The organism is Erythrobacter sp. HKB08 (assembly GCF_004114695.1).
Classification (GTDB): Bacteria; Pseudomonadota; Alphaproteobacteria; order Sphingomonadales; family Sphingomonadaceae; genus Parerythrobacter_A.
In genome coordinates this window covers 1,432,686-1,448,499 of the sequence record NZ_CP035310.1, presented here as the reverse complement: position 1 = coordinate 1,448,499, position 15,814 = coordinate 1,432,686, and the positions used below count along the sequence as shown (strand labels likewise).

The following is a 15,814-nucleotide window of genomic DNA, read 5'->3' as shown; positions in this document are numbered from 1 at the left end:
GGCATGCTCCCGCCGTCGCCACAAGGCCAGCATGGATCCGATCGACGCGCCTGCGACCTACCGTCCCGATACCCCCATCCGAGGCCTTTCCGAATGGCTGGCGGACCCGGTGCGTCCAGCCGACTTCCCCGAAACGACGCTACGCTTCCGAAACGACCGCGCAGCGCGAGAGGTCGGTCTGTCGGACTTCGATGATGCGCAGTGGATCAGCCATTTCGGACGGTTCGAGCCGCTGCTGGACAATTTGCCGGACCCGCTCGCCCTCAAATACCACGGGCACCAGTTCCGCGTGTACAATCCCGAGATCGGCGATGGTCGCGGCTTCCTGTTTGCCCAGATGCGGGACGAGCGCGGGCGGCTGATGGACCTCGGCACGAAGGGTTCGGGCCAGACATCTTACAGCAGGGCCGGCGACGGCAGGCTCACGCTAAAAGGCGCGGTGCGTGAGATTCTCGCGACCGAAATGCTCGAGGCGCTGGGTGTCGATACGTCGCGCACATTCTCCGTCATCGAAACCGGCGAGGAGCTGGAGCGGGGTGACGAGCCCTCGCCCGCACGTTCGGCGGTCATGGTTCGCCTCAGCCATGGGCATATTCGCATTGGGACATTCCAGCGCCTGCTCGCGCTCGAGCAGCGAGACGAGATGGCACAGCTGGTCGATTATTGCCTCGAGCAGTTTCCCGGACCGCCGCCTCCCGACGATGCTCCCGGACGCGACGAGCCCGCGGTGCGGCTGATGCACCAGGTCGTCGAGCGACTGGCCGACCTCGCCGCTTCATGGATGGTGGCCAGCTTCGTCCACGGCGTGCTCAATACCGACAACATGAACATTTCGGGCGAGAGCTTCGACTACGGACCGTGGCGTTTCCTGCCGAAATGGGACCCGGGTTTCACCGCTGCCTATTTCGACCATGCGGGCCTTTACGCCTTTGGCCGCCAGCCCGAGGCACTGCACTGGAACTGCGGCCAGTTCGCCGTCGCTCTGCGCCTGCTCGCCGACGCGCCCCCGCTGATCGCCGCGATGGAGCGTTTCGGACCGCTCTACATGCGCGCCATTGGCAGGCGTTGGGCCTGGCGCCTGGGCCTCGAGCCGGGTGACGACGAGGCCAATGGCAGATTGGTCGCCGCAAGCGAGAAGCTGATGCGCGAGACGGGTGAGCAGCCCGACGCCTTCTTCCACCGCCACCGGGCCGGCAAGGCTGCCGAAGGCGAGATGGCCGAAGCTCTCGCCGCATTCTCGCCGATGGAACCGGAGCACGATTACTGGCGCGAAGGTGCTCCGGAGAGCATGCTGATCGACGAGGTCGAAACGATCTGGTCCGCCATTGCCGAACGCGACGATTGGGCACCGCTCTACGACAAGGTGGCCCGGCTTCGCAGGGTGGGTGAAGCGCATGGCCGCCCTCCCGAACCGGAAGGCCATTTGCGCTAGCTCAATCGGGCATTCGCTCCAGCATCTTCACCGGCTGGAGATCGATGCCGACGAGCTTCCACTGGCCCTGCTCCCATTGGTAGTAAACGTCGAAGGCAATCGACACCGGACGGATCTGGAAGAAGCCTTGCACGCGGAACAGGTCCTCGCGGATCATCTGCGGAGCCTGGTTGTAGGTCGGCGGCACTAGCAGCGCGCTCGACAGGTCGATGCGCGCATTCCTGATCCCGCTGAATATCTCGGTCAGCCGTGCCGGGTTGTTCTGTATCTGGAAGCCTTGTGCGGAAAGATCGCGCAGGACCGAATAATTGCCCGACCTGTTGGCGTGGTCGACCGCAGCGATCGTCGACCAGAGCATTTTCGACAGCTCCAGCTGGCTCGGGGTCGCCCTTATCGATGCAGGCGGCTGCACCTGCGGACGCGGCTGTTCGCTAACCGATTGTGCGGCTGCGGGATGCGCCATGCCCAGCGCGAGCAGTGCGAGGAAAAATGCCGGGGCGCTTGACCCCGGCATCTTCATTCTTGCGATTCTCATCGTCATGAGCTGCGGCTCGCTAGCTTACCAGGCGACCTGGAAGCCGCCGCGTGCGCCGACCTCGCCGCTGTCGAAGCCGACGCCGACACCGGCCGAGAACGCCGCATTCTCGCTCAGGCGAGCGGTCATCGCCAGTGTGCCTGCACCCTGGTCTTCGAAGTAGCCGACGCCGCCCGACAGGGCGAAAGTCGTGCCAGCCGGGAGCATCGGCGATTCCATCGCCAGAGCCATCGCGACACCTTCGTTCGCCCGGTCGATCGCAGCCCGGTTCGACGCGGTCTCGCCGAACAGCTGGTTGATCTGGTTGGTGTGGCTGGCCGTCAGGGTCTGCAACGATGCGATATTGGTCGCATTCGCGCCGATGGCCGAGGTGTTTGCAGCGATATTCGTGCTGTTGACCCCGATCGCCGTGGTGTTCGCTGCAATGCTGCTCGTGTTGGCGGCGATGTTGCTGCTGTTGGTCGCGATGTTCGACGCATTGACCGTAATCGCGCCGGTGTTCGCCGCGATATTGGTCGCATTGGTCGCGATGTCGCTCTCATTCTGCGTCACCCGGCCATCGAGAGCGGTGATCGCGCTCGTGTTCGCCGCGATGTTCGTCGCGTTGGTTGCAATATCGCTCGAGTTGGTCGCGATATTGGCGGCATTTACGCCAATCGCCGTGGTGTTCGCTGCGACCGAAGCCGCGGATGCAAGGGTCGTGACATCGACCCCCTGCCCGAGCGTGCCTGACGCATCGACCGTCGCGATGAAGATCGTGCCCGACTGCGCTGCAGTGCTGGCAGCGATATCGCCGACCGTGACCGAACTACCCGACCCGCCGAGCATGACCTGGTTCGCACGCGTCGTGGTTGCACCGACACCGATGGCCGTCGAACCGGCGAAGCTGGCGTTTGCGCCATTGCCGACAGCGGTGGCGCCTTCTGCCGAGGCGATTGCCTCGCCGCCGACTGCAGTCGAGAGCGCCGCCGTTGCCTGGGCCAGACCGCCGACCGCCGTGGCCTCGAAGCCGTCTGCGGTGGATTCCGCACCGAGCGCTGAACTGCCCGGCCCGTTGGAGGTCGAGCGTCGGCCGAGCGAAATACCGCTCGCACCGCTGGCCGTGGCGTTGTCGCCGATGGAAATCGCACCGAACTCGTCGGCATTCGCCGCTTCGCCGACCGCGATGGATCGTTCGCCGCTGGCGCTTGCGAGATGGCCGAGCGCGGTCGCACGCTCTCCGGTGGCCATCGCCTGCCAACCGAAGGCCTGCGCGGCCGTTGCATTGGCGACACTCTCCGAGCCGACAGCCGTCGAATTGAGGCCGGATGCAGCCGCCTGGTCGCCGACGGCAACGGCATCGTCGCCGGTCGCGAGAGAATTGTTGCCGATTGCCGTAGACGTCACGCCCTGCGCCAAGGCGAGCGTGCCGATCGAGATCGAGTTCACATTGAAGGAGCGCGCCTGGGTGCCCAGGGCAATGCTGTTCATCATCGTTGCCGATGCGAAGTTGCCGATCGCCGTCGAGCCGGTGCCGCCGGCTGCGCTCGAGAGGCCGACCGCGACCGATGCGTCGCCATTGGCGCTGGCGTCCGAGCCGAGAGCCGTCGCGTCGTCACCGGTTGCATCGGCGAGAAAGCCGATCGCGGTCGCCCGCTCGGCATTGGCCATCGCGTCCCAGCCAAAGGCGGACGCTCCGACCTGGTTCGCGGTCGACTGCGAGCCGACGGCGGTGGTGTTTTCTGCGAGCGCCTGCGCGCCGTTGCCGAGCGCAACCCCGTCATCGCCGCTGGCATTTGCATTGTTGCCGACCGCAGTCGCCTGATCGCCGCGAGCGCGGGCAGTATATCCGACGGCCGACGAGCCGGCGCCGGATGCAAGCGTATCGACGCCGATAGCGCTCGACTGCAGGCCGAGCGCCCGCGAACCGGCGCCGACAGCGACCGAGCGGATCCCGCGGGCATTGGCTTGGGCACCAACCGCAGTGCTCCGGCCGCCGGTTGCCGTGGCCTGGCGCCCGATTGCGGTCGAAACGCTGCCCGATGCAACGGCGACGGAGCCATAGGCAGTCGACCCAGTCCCGCTCGCCTCCGCTTCGTAGCCGGTCGCCGTGGAAGCGGGGCCACTCGCCTCGGCTCGCTCGCCGCAAGCAAGGGTCGTCGGACCATTCGAGGTCGCATTGCCATCCGTATCGCCCGCATCGGCAATGCCATTGTTGTTCGTGTCCAGCAGGCACTCTTCCGCGGCGGCAGGGGCTGCGCCGAGCGACAGGCTCGCGATCGCGATTGCAGAGGCCGAGCCTCCGAGAATTGCGAGTTTCTTCAATTGGATATGCATGTGTGACTTACCTTCCCTCGTTTCGCACAAATCCGGTGCCGCCCGCCGGTGCGAAGGGCGCGCGCAATTTCGGTTCCGGAATCAGGGCAGAAGTCCCGCATGCCTGCGAAGGGCCCTCCCCTGACCCGCTTGCTTCGACGGATTGGAAATTGCGGTCGGGAAGGCTCACCGTCCATGCCATGGATGTGGTGCGAAGATTAGCCGTCCCTATGGCCGGTTCTCCGCGTTTGACGCGCGCGCCTAAAGCTATAGAAGCGACTGCAACGCGGCAGGGTAAGGTCGCGAAAAACAGAAATGATGGGGAACCTGCCAAAGTGACGGCAAGCGAGATTGTCTCTTACGAGCCGGCTACAGGTAAAGAACTGTGGCGCGGCAAGGTCGGTGATGTCGATGCGGCAGTCGACCGTGCGCGTCGTGCCTGGCCTGCTTGGGCGGCGCAGCCGCTCGCCACGCGTATCGAGCTATGCCGCCGCTTCGCCAACGAAGTTCGCAAGGATTTCGACAAGCTCGCCGAAATGATCGCGCGCGAAACGGGCAAGCCGCTGTGGGAAGCCCGCACCGAGGTGGAATCGGTCATCGCGAAGGTCGATATCTCGGTCACCGCCTATGCGGAGCGCACCGGCCAGAAGAAGCTCGACAGCGCGCTGCAGGGCACCGCTGCGGTGCGGCACAAGCCGCATGGCGTGATGCTGGTCCTCGGCCCGTACAATTTCCCCGCCCACCTTGCGAACGGGCACATCATCCCCGCGCTGATCGCTGGCAATGTCGTCATCTTCAAGCCGAGCGAGAAGACCCCCGCGACCGGCGAGCTGCTGATGCAGTGCTTCAACCGCGCCGGTATCTCGGCAGCGGTCGCGCAGTTCTTCGTCGGTGGCCCGGAAGAGGGCAAGGCGCTGGTCGCCCATCGCGGCGTCGACGGCGTGCTCTTCACCGGCTCCGTCCAGGTCGGCATCGCGATCAATCGCAAGCTCGCGAGCAATCCGGGCAAGATCGTCGCGCTCGAGATGGGCGGCAACAACCCGATCGTCGTCATCGACACGCCCAAGGTGACCGACGCGGCGACATTGATCGTGCAGTCCGCCTTCATGACGGCGGGCCAGCGCTGCACCGCTGCGCGCAGGCTGATCGTCAAGGACAGCATGTATGCGCCGATCGTCGACGAGGTGAAATCGCTCGTCAGCCGGTTGATCGTTGACGAACCATTCGCCGATCCGGCTCCCTTCATGGGACCGGTGATCGACAATGCAGCCGCCGACCAGCTGGTCGAGAGTTTCCTCTATTTCCTCTCGAACGGCGGCAAGGCGATCCGTCACATGACGCGCCCGAACGACGACCTGCCGTTCCTTACGCCGGGTATCGTCGACACGACCGACATGACCGACCGGCCCGATGTCGAACTGTTCGGCCCGCTGCTGCAGGTCATCCGCGTGAAGGACTTCGACCAGGCGATTGCCGAAGCGAACCGCACGCGCTTCGGCCTGTCCGCCTCGCTGATCGGCGGCAGCCCGCAGGACTACAACCGCTTCTGGGCCAATATCCGCGCGGGCATCGTGAACTGGAACCGCCCGACGAGCGGCGCTTCCTCCAAGGCCCCGTTCGGCGGGCTCGGCCTTTCGGGCAATCATCGTCCGGCTGCGTATTACGCGGCTGACTATTGCGCCTATCCGGTTGCGAGCACCGAAATGGACCAGCCGCGCGCCACTATCGGCGTCGGCCTTTCCAACGGCTGATCAGGCAGCGCCCAGATAGGCGATTCCGACTTCGGCCAAGCCGGAAGGCAACTCACGCGCGGTGATTTCATAGCGGCCACCGTCGATACTGCCGGTCAACGAATGCCACGTCTCGCCTTTGGTATAGCTCGCCCTTGCCCCGCCTTCGTCGAGCCTGCTGAAGTGGTAGCGCAAGACATCCTCGATCGGCACCGGCGTCAGGTAGAGAGCAGCAACCGCACGGCAATTTCCTGTAGCGCTACCGATGGCCTCTTTCGTACTCCCTCGCGGGAACGGCTGCAGGCGCTCCGGCAGTCTGGCGACCCAGGTTCCGGAGAAGCGAAGCTGCGCTTCACAGCTTTTGGATATTGAGAGCCGGTCGAGGCGCCCCACAGTGTCGAAGGCCTCCGCTTCGGCGAGTTCAACCTCACTCCCGCTAGCGGGCAAATCCTTGAGGCCCGAACTGCCCCCAAGCACTGCAAACGCTTCCTCGCGCGCGGCGAGCACGGCAGCGGGCCCGTCGTTCTCCGGGGGAAGCGGGTGGCCGATATCGAATTCGAGCGCGCTGTTGCCGAGGTTCTGCGACGCGAGATCTGGCTCGATCATCAGCGGATCGTTCAATGCGCGCTGGACGATCGGATCGGTCTCCGGCGCGATGTCTTGCGCTGCCTCGTCCGCACATGCCGAAAGGCCCGCCAATCCGAGGGATAGGCAGGCAAGGCGAATGGTCGTGGTTCGGCTGAGGCAAACCATTTCCCGCGCATAGCTTTGCGACGGTTAATTTCCCGCCAAGCACGAATATGAAAACACCCGGCCGCCTTGTGAGCGACCGGGTGCCTTCCGCGACCCGGAAGTCGCGCCCCGACTGTTGGTGGGGACAGCCGAAGTTCTTGATTTGCCTAGCGGCAGCGCGTGTTGCTGCGGTCGATTGCGCGGCCGAGGATCGCACCACCGGCGGCACCGAGGATGGCACCGAGCGTGCGGTCGCCGCGGCCTGCGACTTCATGGCCGATCAGCGCGCCGACGCCTGCACCGATCAGGAGACCGGTCGTGCCGTCTTCCTTGCGGCAGTAGTAATTGCCGTCGCGGCCGCGCCAGATACGGGTGTCGCGGTACACCGGCTCACCGTAATACCCATCGTTGTAGCGGTAATCGCGGTCGTAGCGGTGCGGGTTGCCGCGGCCACGCTGCCAGCCGCGCTTGCGACCACGGTCGTGGTTGGCCGTCTCGTACACGTCGGCATTGCCATGCGCGTAGGCATGGGTCGAAACGCCCGGCTGGACGGGTGCCGCACTGGCCATCGGCGCGGCCATTGCAAGTGCCGGAGCGGTAAGCGCGATGGCGGCGAATTTGAATTTCTTAGCAGTCATTGTCTGGTCCTTCGCTTTCTGAGCGGGCGATTGGCCAAGGAAGGTCGTGTCGTCCGGTGCGTTCAGGCTTAGGACCGCTTTCCTGAACGGAATGCAACGCGGCTGTCAGCTTTGGAAAGCTGCGACGAAACGAATATTTTCGCGCGACGAGCCGATGCTTGCCGCCCGCACGAAGCGCTCGTAAGGCCGCGCGAATGGATGACAGGCCCACCGAAAAGCCCCCTTCCGGCCTGACTGCCGCACTGGGCGCCTATGTCATCTGGGGTTTCCTGCCACTCTACCTGATTCTCGTGAAGGTGGTGCCGCCGTTCGAGTTCGTCGGCTGGCGAATCATCTGGACGCTCCCGCTCTGCCTGCTGATCGTCGCGTTCCGCAAGCAGGGCCCAGACCTTCGCGCCGCGCTGCGCGACAGGCGCAGCCTACTGGTGTTGACCGCGAGCGCGGCGCTGATCGCAGTCAACTGGGTGGTCTATATCTGGGCGATCCAGAACACTTACGTCTATGCGGCGAGCCTCGGCTATTACATCAACCCGCTGGTCAACGTGCTGCTCGGCACGCTGCTGCTGGGCGAGAAGCTTTCGACCAAGCAATGGGCCGCCGTAGCAATCGCGATGATCGGCGTGTCGATCCTCGCCGCAGGGGCGCTCACCACCTTGTGGATCAGCCTGACTCTTGCCGCGAGCTTCGGCACATACGGCCTCCTTCGCAAGCAGGTGCCGGTCGGCTCGCTGCCCGGCCTGACAATCGAATCGGCGATCCTGCTGATCCCGGCCGCCGGTGTCGCCTGGTGGTATGCCGGAACGCCTGCCGGCTCGTCTTTCGGAGGAGACCTGTGGCTCAGCCTCGCCATCATCCTCGGCGGCGTGCTGACGGCAGTGCCACTGCTCCTGTTCGCAGTAGCCGCACGGCGGATGAACTATTCGACGCTCGGCTTCATCCAGTTCCTCGCGCCGACGATCGTATTCATCCTCGGCCTGACGGTCTTCGATGAGCCGCTGAAGCCCGCGCAACTCGCCTGTTTCCTGCTGATCTGGGCAGCGCTGGCGCTGTTCGTCTGGGATATGTGGTCGAAGGCGAAGGCTGCACGCGCGGCGACCCCGCCGACGAAGGCCTAGCGCAGAACCCAGCGCAGGGTTTCGCCTGCGTGAAACGGCACGACCGGCGTGCCGAGCGCATCGATTTCGTCCTCGACGGTGATCTCGCGCTTCTCCAGCGTGACCTGCGTTTCGTTGAGCGCCAGGCCATAGAAACGCGGACCGTTCTCGCTCGCGAATGCCTCGAACCGGTCGATCGCGCCCTCTTCCTCGAACACCGTCAGATAGCTCTCGAGCGCATAGGGCGCATTGAAGATGCCCGCGCAGCCGCAAGAGCTTTCCTTCGCCCCGCGCGCATGCGGCGCGCTGTCGGTGCCGAGGAAATACTTCGCCGAACCCGACGTTGCCGCCTTGCGCAGTGCGAGGCGGTGCTTCTCGCGCTTGGCGACGGGAAGGCAATAGGCATGCGGATTGATCCCGCCGACGAGGATTGCATTGCGATTGATGTGCAGGTGCTGCGGCGTGATCGTCGCGCCGACGTTGTCGCCAGCCGCGTCGACGAACTGCACGGCATCCTCTGTCGTGATGTGCTCGAAAATGACCTTCAGTTCCGGCAGGCGCTCGACCAGCGGAGCAAGGATGCGTTCGATGAACACCGCCTCGCGGTCGAACACGTCGATCTCGCTCTCGGTCACTTCGCCATGGACACATAGGGGCACGCCCGCCTCGGCCATGCGCTCGAGCACGGATTCGATATTGGCGATGTCGGTCACGCCGTGGGCGGAATTGGTCGTCGCGTTCGCAGGATAGAGCTTTGCCGCAGTGAACACGCCATCGGCGTGGCCCTGCACGAGATCGGCCGCATTGGTCGCATCCGTGAGGTAGCAGGTCATCAGCGGCGTGAAGTCCGTGCCCTCGGGAACGGCGGCAAGGATACGATCGCGATAGGCAGCCGCGGCCGCAGCCGTCGTGACGGGCGGCGAGAGATTGGGCATGACGATCGCGCGGGCGAACTGGCGCGCCGTATAGGGCACGACTGCGCGCATCATTTCGTCGTCGCGGAAATGCAGATGCCAGTCGTCGGGCCGGCGGATCGTGAGGGATTCGGTCATGGCGCGCGGCTTACTGCGAAGCGGCCACTTGCGCCAGCCATGCGCGCGCATCGCGTTCACCCTGCTCCCACGTGCGGGTGATCTTGGAACGGTCGGTGAAGTCGATCTTGTCGGCGGCAACCTCGCTGCTCGGCTGGACATAGGTGCAGCGATCGCTCTGCGGCAGGTTACGATAGATGCTGGTGCACAGGACCAGCGTGCGCCCCTCGTCCGGTTCGGGTCGCGGCGCCTTGTCGACCATTCCGCCGTCGAGCACGCGCTGCCCTTCCCACGCGGGAACGTCGAACACCGGCGGGATCGTCGCCGCGGCGCAAATGAGGTCGACCAGAGTGCCGTCACGCGCCGCCTGCCGCGCATCGACACGCAGGCTCTTCATGCCGAGCGAGCGCGGCCAATCGAGATGCGGCGTCCCGTTGACCACTTGGTCGAGCTTGTAGGCCACGCCCATGACGACCGCGACCAGATGCGACGGTATCCACTGCGGAGGCAGGCCGAGCAGCACCTGGAAGTCCGGCCCGTCGCAGATGCGATCGATCGCCTTCTCGTCGAGCGTCGTCGAAACGACTGCGCGGTACATTTCCTGGTGCGGGGTGAAATTGCTCCGGCCGGCAGCGACATTGCTGTCGGCCATGTCGAAGGCCTCACCCATCAGATCGCGAAGGTCGTTCTCGACCCCGCCGATCCACGCCGCGCCGGAGAGGGCACCACCCGAAACACCGCTCACCCGGTCGGGTCGCAATGCGTCGAAATCCCCGACTTCGCTGAGGAAACCGCCATGCCAGAAACACCGGATCCCGCCGCCCGAAAAGACGACCTGCTCGAATTGATGCGGGGAAGACATGGGATTGCCTTAGGCGCGGCGCCGCCTATTTGTCACCCATGACCGCAACCCGCCTGTTCGATCGCGCCATCATCCGCCTCACGCCGCTTAGCGAGGATGAGGATATCGCCGATTTCCTCCAAGGCCTCGTCACCAACGACGTGAAGGGGCAATTGCCCGTCTACGCGGCGTTGTTGTCGGCGCAGGGAAAAACGATGTTCGACTTCCTCGTCTGGCCGGCAGGGGACGGCGAACTGCTGCTCGATTGCGAGGCGGCCCATGCGGAAGAGCTGGCGAAGCGCCTTTCACTCTACCGCCTGCGTCGCAAGATCGAGATAGCGGTCGATCCCGGCGTGGCGGTGCACTGGCGCAAGCAGACGGGTGACGGCGGCGCTGCCGATCCGCGCCTCGCGGACCTCGGTGAACGCTGGCTGGCGCCGGTCAGCGAGAACGACAAGGCAGCCGACTCAGAATGGCTCGCGCATCGCCTGCTCCTCGGCGTCCCGGAAGGGCGCGAGGAACTTGGCGACATTCTCTGGCTCGAGACCAATGCGGTCGAACTGCACGGCGTCTCGTTCGAGAAGGGCTGCTACATCGGGCAGGAGAATACCGCGCGGATGAACTGGCGGCAGAAAGTGAACCGCCGGCTGGTCGTGGTGCCATTGGAGGCGTCGGACGAGAAACGGCGCAAGGCCGCCTACCCCGAACTCGGCAAGGCCATCGACCATCTGCGGATCGAGGACATCGATGCGGCCACCCTGCCCGCGTGGCAGAGAGCCGCGATCGGCGATTAAGCCTGCTGGAAGGCTTCCAGCGAACGCACCAGCATTGTTTCGGCACGCCGCCGCGCGGCATCGCGCGGCAGGCCGAGCGACTTGGCGAGCGCCGCACCCATCAGTGCGTCGCCCAGTGCCAGCAGCACCAGTGACAGCGTTTCCTCGTGGATACGCATGACATCGTCGTGGGTCTCGGCCTCTTCGGGGGCGATCTCGTCGACGAGCTGGTGGATCGTCTCGACAATCGGGTCGAGCGCGTCCTCGTTGCCCGTCAGCAGCATCCAGCCCGCCAGCGCGCCCGCGCCTTCCTTGTCGAAAGCATCGAAGGCCAGGTCGACCACCTCGCGCGGATGACCGAGGCCTGCACGGCTGGCGCGCACTGCTTCCTTGATCGTCTCGCACACGGTTTCCGCCAGATGCGCCGCGAGCGCCTTCTGCAGGCCCGAGGCGGAGCCGAAGTGGTGCAAGAGGTTCGCATGGGTGCGACCGATCCGCTGGGCGACGGCCTTGAGCGTTACCGACTGCGGTCCCGTTTCGATCAGCAGCGCACGTGCAGCCTGCAGCGCGAGCATGCGCGATTCTTCCGGTGTCAGTCGCTTGCGAGTCGCCATGTGTGGTCTTTCCCCGTCCTCATGCGGCCGGCCGGAGCCAGCCTGCCTATCGATTACGCCTGCCGCCCAATTCAGGCAAGGCGACTATCCCCAAGCAAAACCGCGGCTTTTGCGCGCTCGGCGGTAACGATGCGGCAAGACATCCCACTTATTGACATTTATGTAAATAGAGCTTACTTACACTGGTGTCAGTAACACACGGAGCCACTCGTGAACGCCCCTGCAAAGATCGATACGGAAACCCGCACCAGCCCGACGCCCGACGACCTCGACATCGTCGTGCGCGACGAGCGTTTCAATCGCGGCACCACGCCCAACCGCTGGTGGGCGGGCGACGCATTCGGCACCGCGTGGCACAATGCCCTGTCGGCGACCTTCCCGCGCGGCGAAGCCTTCTTCATCGAGGCGGTGAAAGCCCATCGCGACGGCGCCGATCCGAAGCTCGCGGCCGAAATCCGCGCCTTCGTGAAGCAGGAAATCAACCACACGCGCGAACATATCGCCTTCAACAAGCTGGCCGAAGATGCCGGCTACGACATCAAGGCGATCGACAAGCGCGTCGAGGAAATGCTCGCAATGAACAAGGGCCGCCCGGAGATCGTCAATCTCGCCGCGACCATGGCTCTCGAGCACTACACGGCGATGATGGCGCATGAATTCCTCGCCAACCCGAAGCATTTCGAGAAGGCCGATCCGGAAGTGCGCGACATGTGGCGCTGGCATGCGGTCGAGGAAGTCGAGCACAAGGGGGTCGCATTCGACACCTGGAACCACGCGACCCGCGACTGGAAGCCGTTCCGCCGCTGGAAGCTGCGCAGCCTGATGATGCTGATCGTGACGATGAACTTCTTCCGCAACCGCTGGACCGATTCGCTCAACCTGCTCGCACAGGACGGCATCACCGGCTGGAAAGCGCGCTGGGGCCTGTTCAAGTACCTCACCGTCTCGCCGGGCGTGGTTCGCCGCATCTTCCCGGCATGGCTTGCCTACTTCAAGCCGGGCTTCCACCCGTGGGATCACGACGACCGCGAGCTCATCAAGGTCTACGAAGGCGACTTCAGCGACGCTCTGATGCCCGCCGAGTAAGACACGGGAACTCAACAAAGAAAAGGGCCCTCGCCGATCTGGCGGGGGCCCTTTTCTTTGTCAGGCTGCCTGGCGCGGCATGCTCGGCCGTTCCGCCAGTTCGAGCCTGTATTCGGCCGTCAGCGATTCCTCGCCGCGACCGCAGCTGTGGCGCGGCCTGATCGCACCGGTCGGCTCGAAACCGAGCTTGGTCAGCACGCGGCCCGAAGCCGGGTTGTCGAGGAAGTGGCTCGCAACCAGAGCGTCATGGCCGAGCATCCGGGCGATCTCGATCACGCCGCGTCCAGCCTCGGTGGCATAGCCCTGCCCCCAGTGCTGGCGTGCGATCCAGTAGCCGAGTTCGACATCATCGCCGCAACGGTCGATGCCGATGCATCCGACAAGCGCGGCATCGCGGGCGCGGGTGACGAGGAAACGCGGCGACATCTGGTCCTGCGGAAGTTCCACGAAAGCTTTCGCATCGTCGGCTCGATAGGGCCACGGCGCGCGCGCAAGGTTGCGCACGACGCCCTCGTCGGCGATCCCGCCGTAGATGGCTTCCCAGTCTTCCTGCCAGATCGGCCGCAGCAGCAGCCTTTCGGTGCGGTGGAACATAGCATTCACTCCTCTTCGCCCCGCGCCGGGCTCCTATTCCGGCCGCGTGACATCTGCGTTGCGACGGAATGCGAAATTCCGCCGTGCGACGTGAAGAGGGAGAAACGACAAGAGGGAGACGGGTCGGCCCCATCTCCCTCTTCGTCTGCCGGTTCTAGACCGGCTGGGACCGTCCCGTTTGGACAGTCCCGTTAGCGAACTGTCCGCTTATTCGGCTGCTTCCGCAAGCATGTCTACCGACACGTATTTGCGGCCGAGCTTGCCTTTGTGGAATCGGACTACGCCGTCTTCGAGAGCGAAGAGCGTGTGGTCCTTGCCCATGCCGACGTTCGAGCCCGGGTAGAACTTGGTGCCGCGCTGGCGCACGATAATGTTGCCGGCGACCACACCCTGGCTGCCGAACTTCTTCACACCAAGGCGACGGCCGGCTGAGTCGCGACCGTTACGCGATGAACCGCCTGCTTTTTTATGTGCCATCGTCCGCGTTCCTTACTTCTTGGATTCGGTTTTCTTGGCCGGGGCCTTCTTGGCAGCCGGCTTCTTGGCGGCGGCCTTCTTCGGCGCAGCCTTCTTGGCCGGTGCCTTTGCGGTCGCGCCGGTCTTTGCCGGAGCTTCCTTCTTGGCCTTGGCCGTCTTTTTCACTTCGGCGCCCTTGGCCGGCTCGCTGGCTTCCTTCTTCGGAGCAGCAGCCTTCTTCGGAGCGGCCTTCTTGCCTTCGCCGACGTCGGTGATGCGCAGCAGGGTGAGCTGCTGGCGGTGACCGTTCTTGCGGCGATAGTTGTGGCGACGACGCTTCTTGAAGATGACGACCTTCTCGCCCTTCGCCTGCGCGATGATCTCCGCCGAAACGGTAACCTTCGAGGCGTCGGCCAGCTTGTCGCCTTCACCGGCGAGCAGAACGTCGCCCAGCGTTACCGTGTCGCCGGCTTCGCCAGCGAGCTTTTCGACTGCGATCTTGTCTCCGGCGGCAACCCGGTATTGTTTGCCGCCCGTGCGCACTACTGCGAACATGGTCGTTATCTCTCGTGTCTTGTTGCTGTGCCACCTTCTCACAAAGATGGCGCGTCCGACCCCCCGCCTGATGGCGTGGCCCGGAAAGAAGCGTGCCGTTAAGGGAAACACGCCGCGAAGTCAACGCTTGCCCACCTTGTTTTTTGAGAGAGGCTGGCGCTCGCGAAGCTGCGTGCTAGATGGGGCGCAATGGATAAACGGCAAGCCCTGTTCCCTGTAATCGCAATGTCGGTCCTGCTGGCCGGATGCGCGACGTCGAGCGAGGACTATCCTTCGCTCGCGCTGCGAGATTTCGAGCGTACGGGCAGCTTTACGGCGCCCGACGCCCGCCCGACGCTTACCCCGGCGCCGCTGCCGACCGATACGCGCGAGCGGCTTGCCGCCTTGGCCGCGCAGCTCGACCAGGCGCATGCCCGCTTCATGGAATACGCCCCCACGGCGCGCCGCCTCGCCAACCAGGCGACGGGCACGCAGCCGGGCGACGATCGCTGGGCATCGGCCCAGGTCGCCTTCGCCGCGCTCGATTCGGAGCGCAGCCAGTCGGCAGTCGTACTGGGCGATCTCGACCTACTCTACGCCGACACCACGCTCGATTTCGTCGTGCGCGAGGAAGTCGAGGCGGCGCGCGATGCCTCGCTGGTGAAGATCCGGCAGGAAGACGCAATTCTCGCCGAACTGCGGGGGCTGGTGGAACGATGAACCTTGCCTGCGACACTTGCCCCGTCCGCGACCGGGCGGCCTGCGCGGTCCTGACAGACGAGGAACGCGATGCGCTGGCCAAAACCGGGCGCACGCGCGTGCTCAAGGCTGGCGAGACCCTCTTCGTTGCCGGCGACGAGGATACCGTCTGTGCGACACTGCTGACCGGGGCCCTCAAGGTCACGAGCATCGACGAGGAAGGCAACGAACTGATCCTCGCCCTCATCCACCCGGCAGGCTTCGTCGGCGAGATGTTCCGTCCCTTTGCCGATTACGATGTCGTCGCACTAACCGAGAGCCGCCTGTGCGTTTTCCCGCGCTCAGCCATGAAAAGCGCGCTCGACGAGTTCCCCGCCCTCACCCAGGCGCTGTTCCGCCGCGCACAAGAGGACGTCCACAACACGCGCCAGCTGCTCGAGCTGACCAGCCGCGGAACGTCCGAAGGCAAGGTTGCGGCGCTGCTTCTGATGCTCGCCCATGCGGCAAGCGATTCGCCGTGCCATCCGGCATCTTCCTTCACCCTGCCGCTAAGCCGGGGCGAGATGGGACAGATGCTCGGCCTGACGATCGAAACCGTCAGCCGAAGACTGACGGGTCTCGAGAAATCGGGGATGATCCGGAAAAACGGAACGCGCGGGATCGATTTGCTCGACCCCGCGCGCCTGCGGTTCCTGGTGAAGGCTCCCGTCTGAGGGGGTCGCTTCCTCTC

17 protein-coding genes are annotated in these 15,814 nt (G+C 64.8%); 7 read left to right on the top strand and 10 right to left on the bottom strand.

The genetic code is table 11. The features are described from left to right. Positions 1-31: 31 nt before the first annotated feature. Positions 32-1,432 carry a protein adenylyltransferase SelO family protein gene (locus tag EO245_RS06915; RefSeq protein ID WP_128892233.1) on the top strand — a complete coding sequence of 467 codons (1,401 nt, stop codon included), beginning with the start codon at positions 32-34 and terminating at the stop codon, positions 1,430-1,432. A gap of 1 nt (position 1,433) precedes the next feature. Here EO245_RS06915 and EO245_RS06910 read toward each other — a convergent pair whose 3' ends face one another. Together EO245_RS06910 and EO245_RS06905 are read right to left on the bottom strand one after the other, a co-directional pair. After that, positions 1,434-1,952, bottom strand: a complete 519-nt coding sequence (locus EO245_RS06910; RefSeq protein ID WP_164931276.1) for a hypothetical protein — start codon at positions 1,950-1,952, stop codon at positions 1,434-1,436. A gap of 39 nt (positions 1,953-1,991) precedes the next feature. Further along, a complete protein-coding gene (locus EO245_RS06905; protein WP_128892232.1) occupies positions 1,992-4,283 on the bottom strand; it encodes a YadA-like family protein in 2,292 nt (763 codons plus the stop codon). A gap of 314 nt (positions 4,284-4,597) precedes the next feature. Between EO245_RS06905 and astD the strand changes: the two genes are divergently transcribed. Next, positions 4,598-6,013: a succinylglutamate-semialdehyde dehydrogenase gene (gene astD, locus EO245_RS06900; RefSeq protein ID WP_234026837.1), complete on the top strand. Its 1,416-nt coding sequence runs from the start codon at positions 4,598-4,600 to the stop codon at positions 6,011-6,013. On the opposite strand, the gene EO245_RS06895 is transcribed toward astD, so the two are convergent. Further along, a complete protein-coding gene (locus EO245_RS06895) occupies positions 6,014-6,691 on the bottom strand; it encodes a hypothetical protein (protein WP_128892230.1) in 678 nt (225 codons plus the stop codon). Positions 6,692-6,891: 200 nt separating this feature from the next. Continuing rightward, complete coding sequence (locus EO245_RS06890) at positions 6,892-7,362, bottom strand: glycine zipper 2TM domain-containing protein (RefSeq protein WP_128892229.1); 471 nt, start codon at positions 7,360-7,362, stop codon at positions 6,892-6,894. A 194-nt stretch (positions 7,363-7,556) separates the two neighbouring features. On the opposite strand from EO245_RS06890, the gene rarD reads away from it, so the two are divergent. Beyond that, positions 7,557-8,477 (top strand): EamA family transporter RarD, encoded by a 921-nt coding sequence (rarD, locus tag EO245_RS06885; protein WP_128892228.1) that lies wholly within the window; start codon positions 7,557-7,559, stop codon positions 8,475-8,477. Here rarD and pyrC read toward each other — a convergent pair. Both pyrC and EO245_RS06875 read right to left on the bottom strand, forming a co-directional pair. Next, the gene (gene pyrC, locus EO245_RS06880) at positions 8,474-9,508 is read right to left on the bottom strand and encodes a dihydroorotase (protein WP_128892227.1); all 1,035 of its coding nucleotides are present in this window, start codon (positions 9,506-9,508) and stop codon (positions 8,474-8,476) included. The genes rarD and pyrC overlap by 4 nt on opposite strands. Positions 9,509-9,518: 10 nt before the next feature. Beyond that, positions 9,519-10,349, bottom strand: coding sequence for a patatin-like phospholipase family protein (locus EO245_RS06875; protein ID WP_128892226.1), 831 nt, complete (start codon positions 10,347-10,349; stop codon positions 9,519-9,521). Between the two features lie 38 nt (positions 10,350-10,387). Here EO245_RS06875 and EO245_RS06870 point away from each other — a divergent pair, with 38 nt between their 5' ends. Next, positions 10,388-11,122, top strand: a complete 735-nt coding sequence (locus tag EO245_RS06870) for a folate-binding protein YgfZ (protein WP_128892225.1) — start codon at positions 10,388-10,390, stop codon at positions 11,120-11,122. Here the strand turns inward: EO245_RS06870 and EO245_RS06865 are convergent. Beyond that, complete coding sequence (locus EO245_RS06865; protein WP_128892224.1) at positions 11,119-11,715, bottom strand: TetR family transcriptional regulator; 597 nt, start codon at positions 11,713-11,715, stop codon at positions 11,119-11,121. The two genes, EO245_RS06870 and EO245_RS06865, sit on opposite strands and share 4 nt — an antisense overlap. 210 nt (positions 11,716-11,925) lie before the next feature. Here EO245_RS06865 and EO245_RS06860 point away from each other — a divergent pair, with 210 nt between their 5' ends. Continuing rightward, positions 11,926-12,801, top strand: a complete 876-nt coding sequence (locus tag EO245_RS06860) for a metal-dependent hydrolase (protein WP_128892223.1) — start codon at positions 11,926-11,928, stop codon at positions 12,799-12,801. Between the two features lie 60 nt (positions 12,802-12,861). On the opposite strand, the gene EO245_RS06855 is transcribed toward EO245_RS06860, so the two are convergent. The 3 genes from EO245_RS06855 to rplU all read right to left on the bottom strand — a co-directional run bounded on the left by EO245_RS06855 (position 12,862) and on the right by rplU (position 14,406). After that, positions 12,862-13,395, bottom strand: a complete 534-nt coding sequence (locus EO245_RS06855; protein ID WP_128892222.1) for a GNAT family N-acetyltransferase — start codon at positions 13,393-13,395, stop codon at positions 12,862-12,864. 207 nt (positions 13,396-13,602) lie between these two features. Continuing rightward, complete coding sequence (rpmA, locus tag EO245_RS06850) at positions 13,603-13,872, bottom strand: 50S ribosomal protein L27 (RefSeq protein WP_128892221.1); 270 nt, start codon at positions 13,870-13,872, stop codon at positions 13,603-13,605. 12 nt (positions 13,873-13,884) lie between these two features. Next, positions 13,885-14,406 (bottom strand): 50S ribosomal protein L21, encoded by a 522-nt coding sequence (gene rplU / locus EO245_RS06845; RefSeq protein ID WP_128892220.1) that lies wholly within the window; start codon positions 14,404-14,406, stop codon positions 13,885-13,887. A 189-nt stretch (positions 14,407-14,595) separates the two neighbouring features. On the opposite strand from rplU, the gene EO245_RS06840 reads away from it, so the two are divergent. Both EO245_RS06840 and EO245_RS06835 read left to right on the top strand, forming a co-directional pair. Next, positions 14,596-15,105 carry a hypothetical protein gene (locus EO245_RS06840; RefSeq protein ID WP_128892219.1) on the top strand — a complete coding sequence of 170 codons (510 nt, stop codon included), beginning with the start codon at positions 14,596-14,598 and terminating at the stop codon, positions 15,103-15,105. Continuing rightward, complete coding sequence (locus EO245_RS06835) at positions 15,102-15,797, top strand: Crp/Fnr family transcriptional regulator (protein ID WP_128892218.1); 696 nt, start codon at positions 15,102-15,104, stop codon at positions 15,795-15,797. Before EO245_RS06840 ends, EO245_RS06835 begins: the two co-directional genes overlap by 4 nt. Positions 15,798-15,814: the final 17 nt, after the last annotated feature.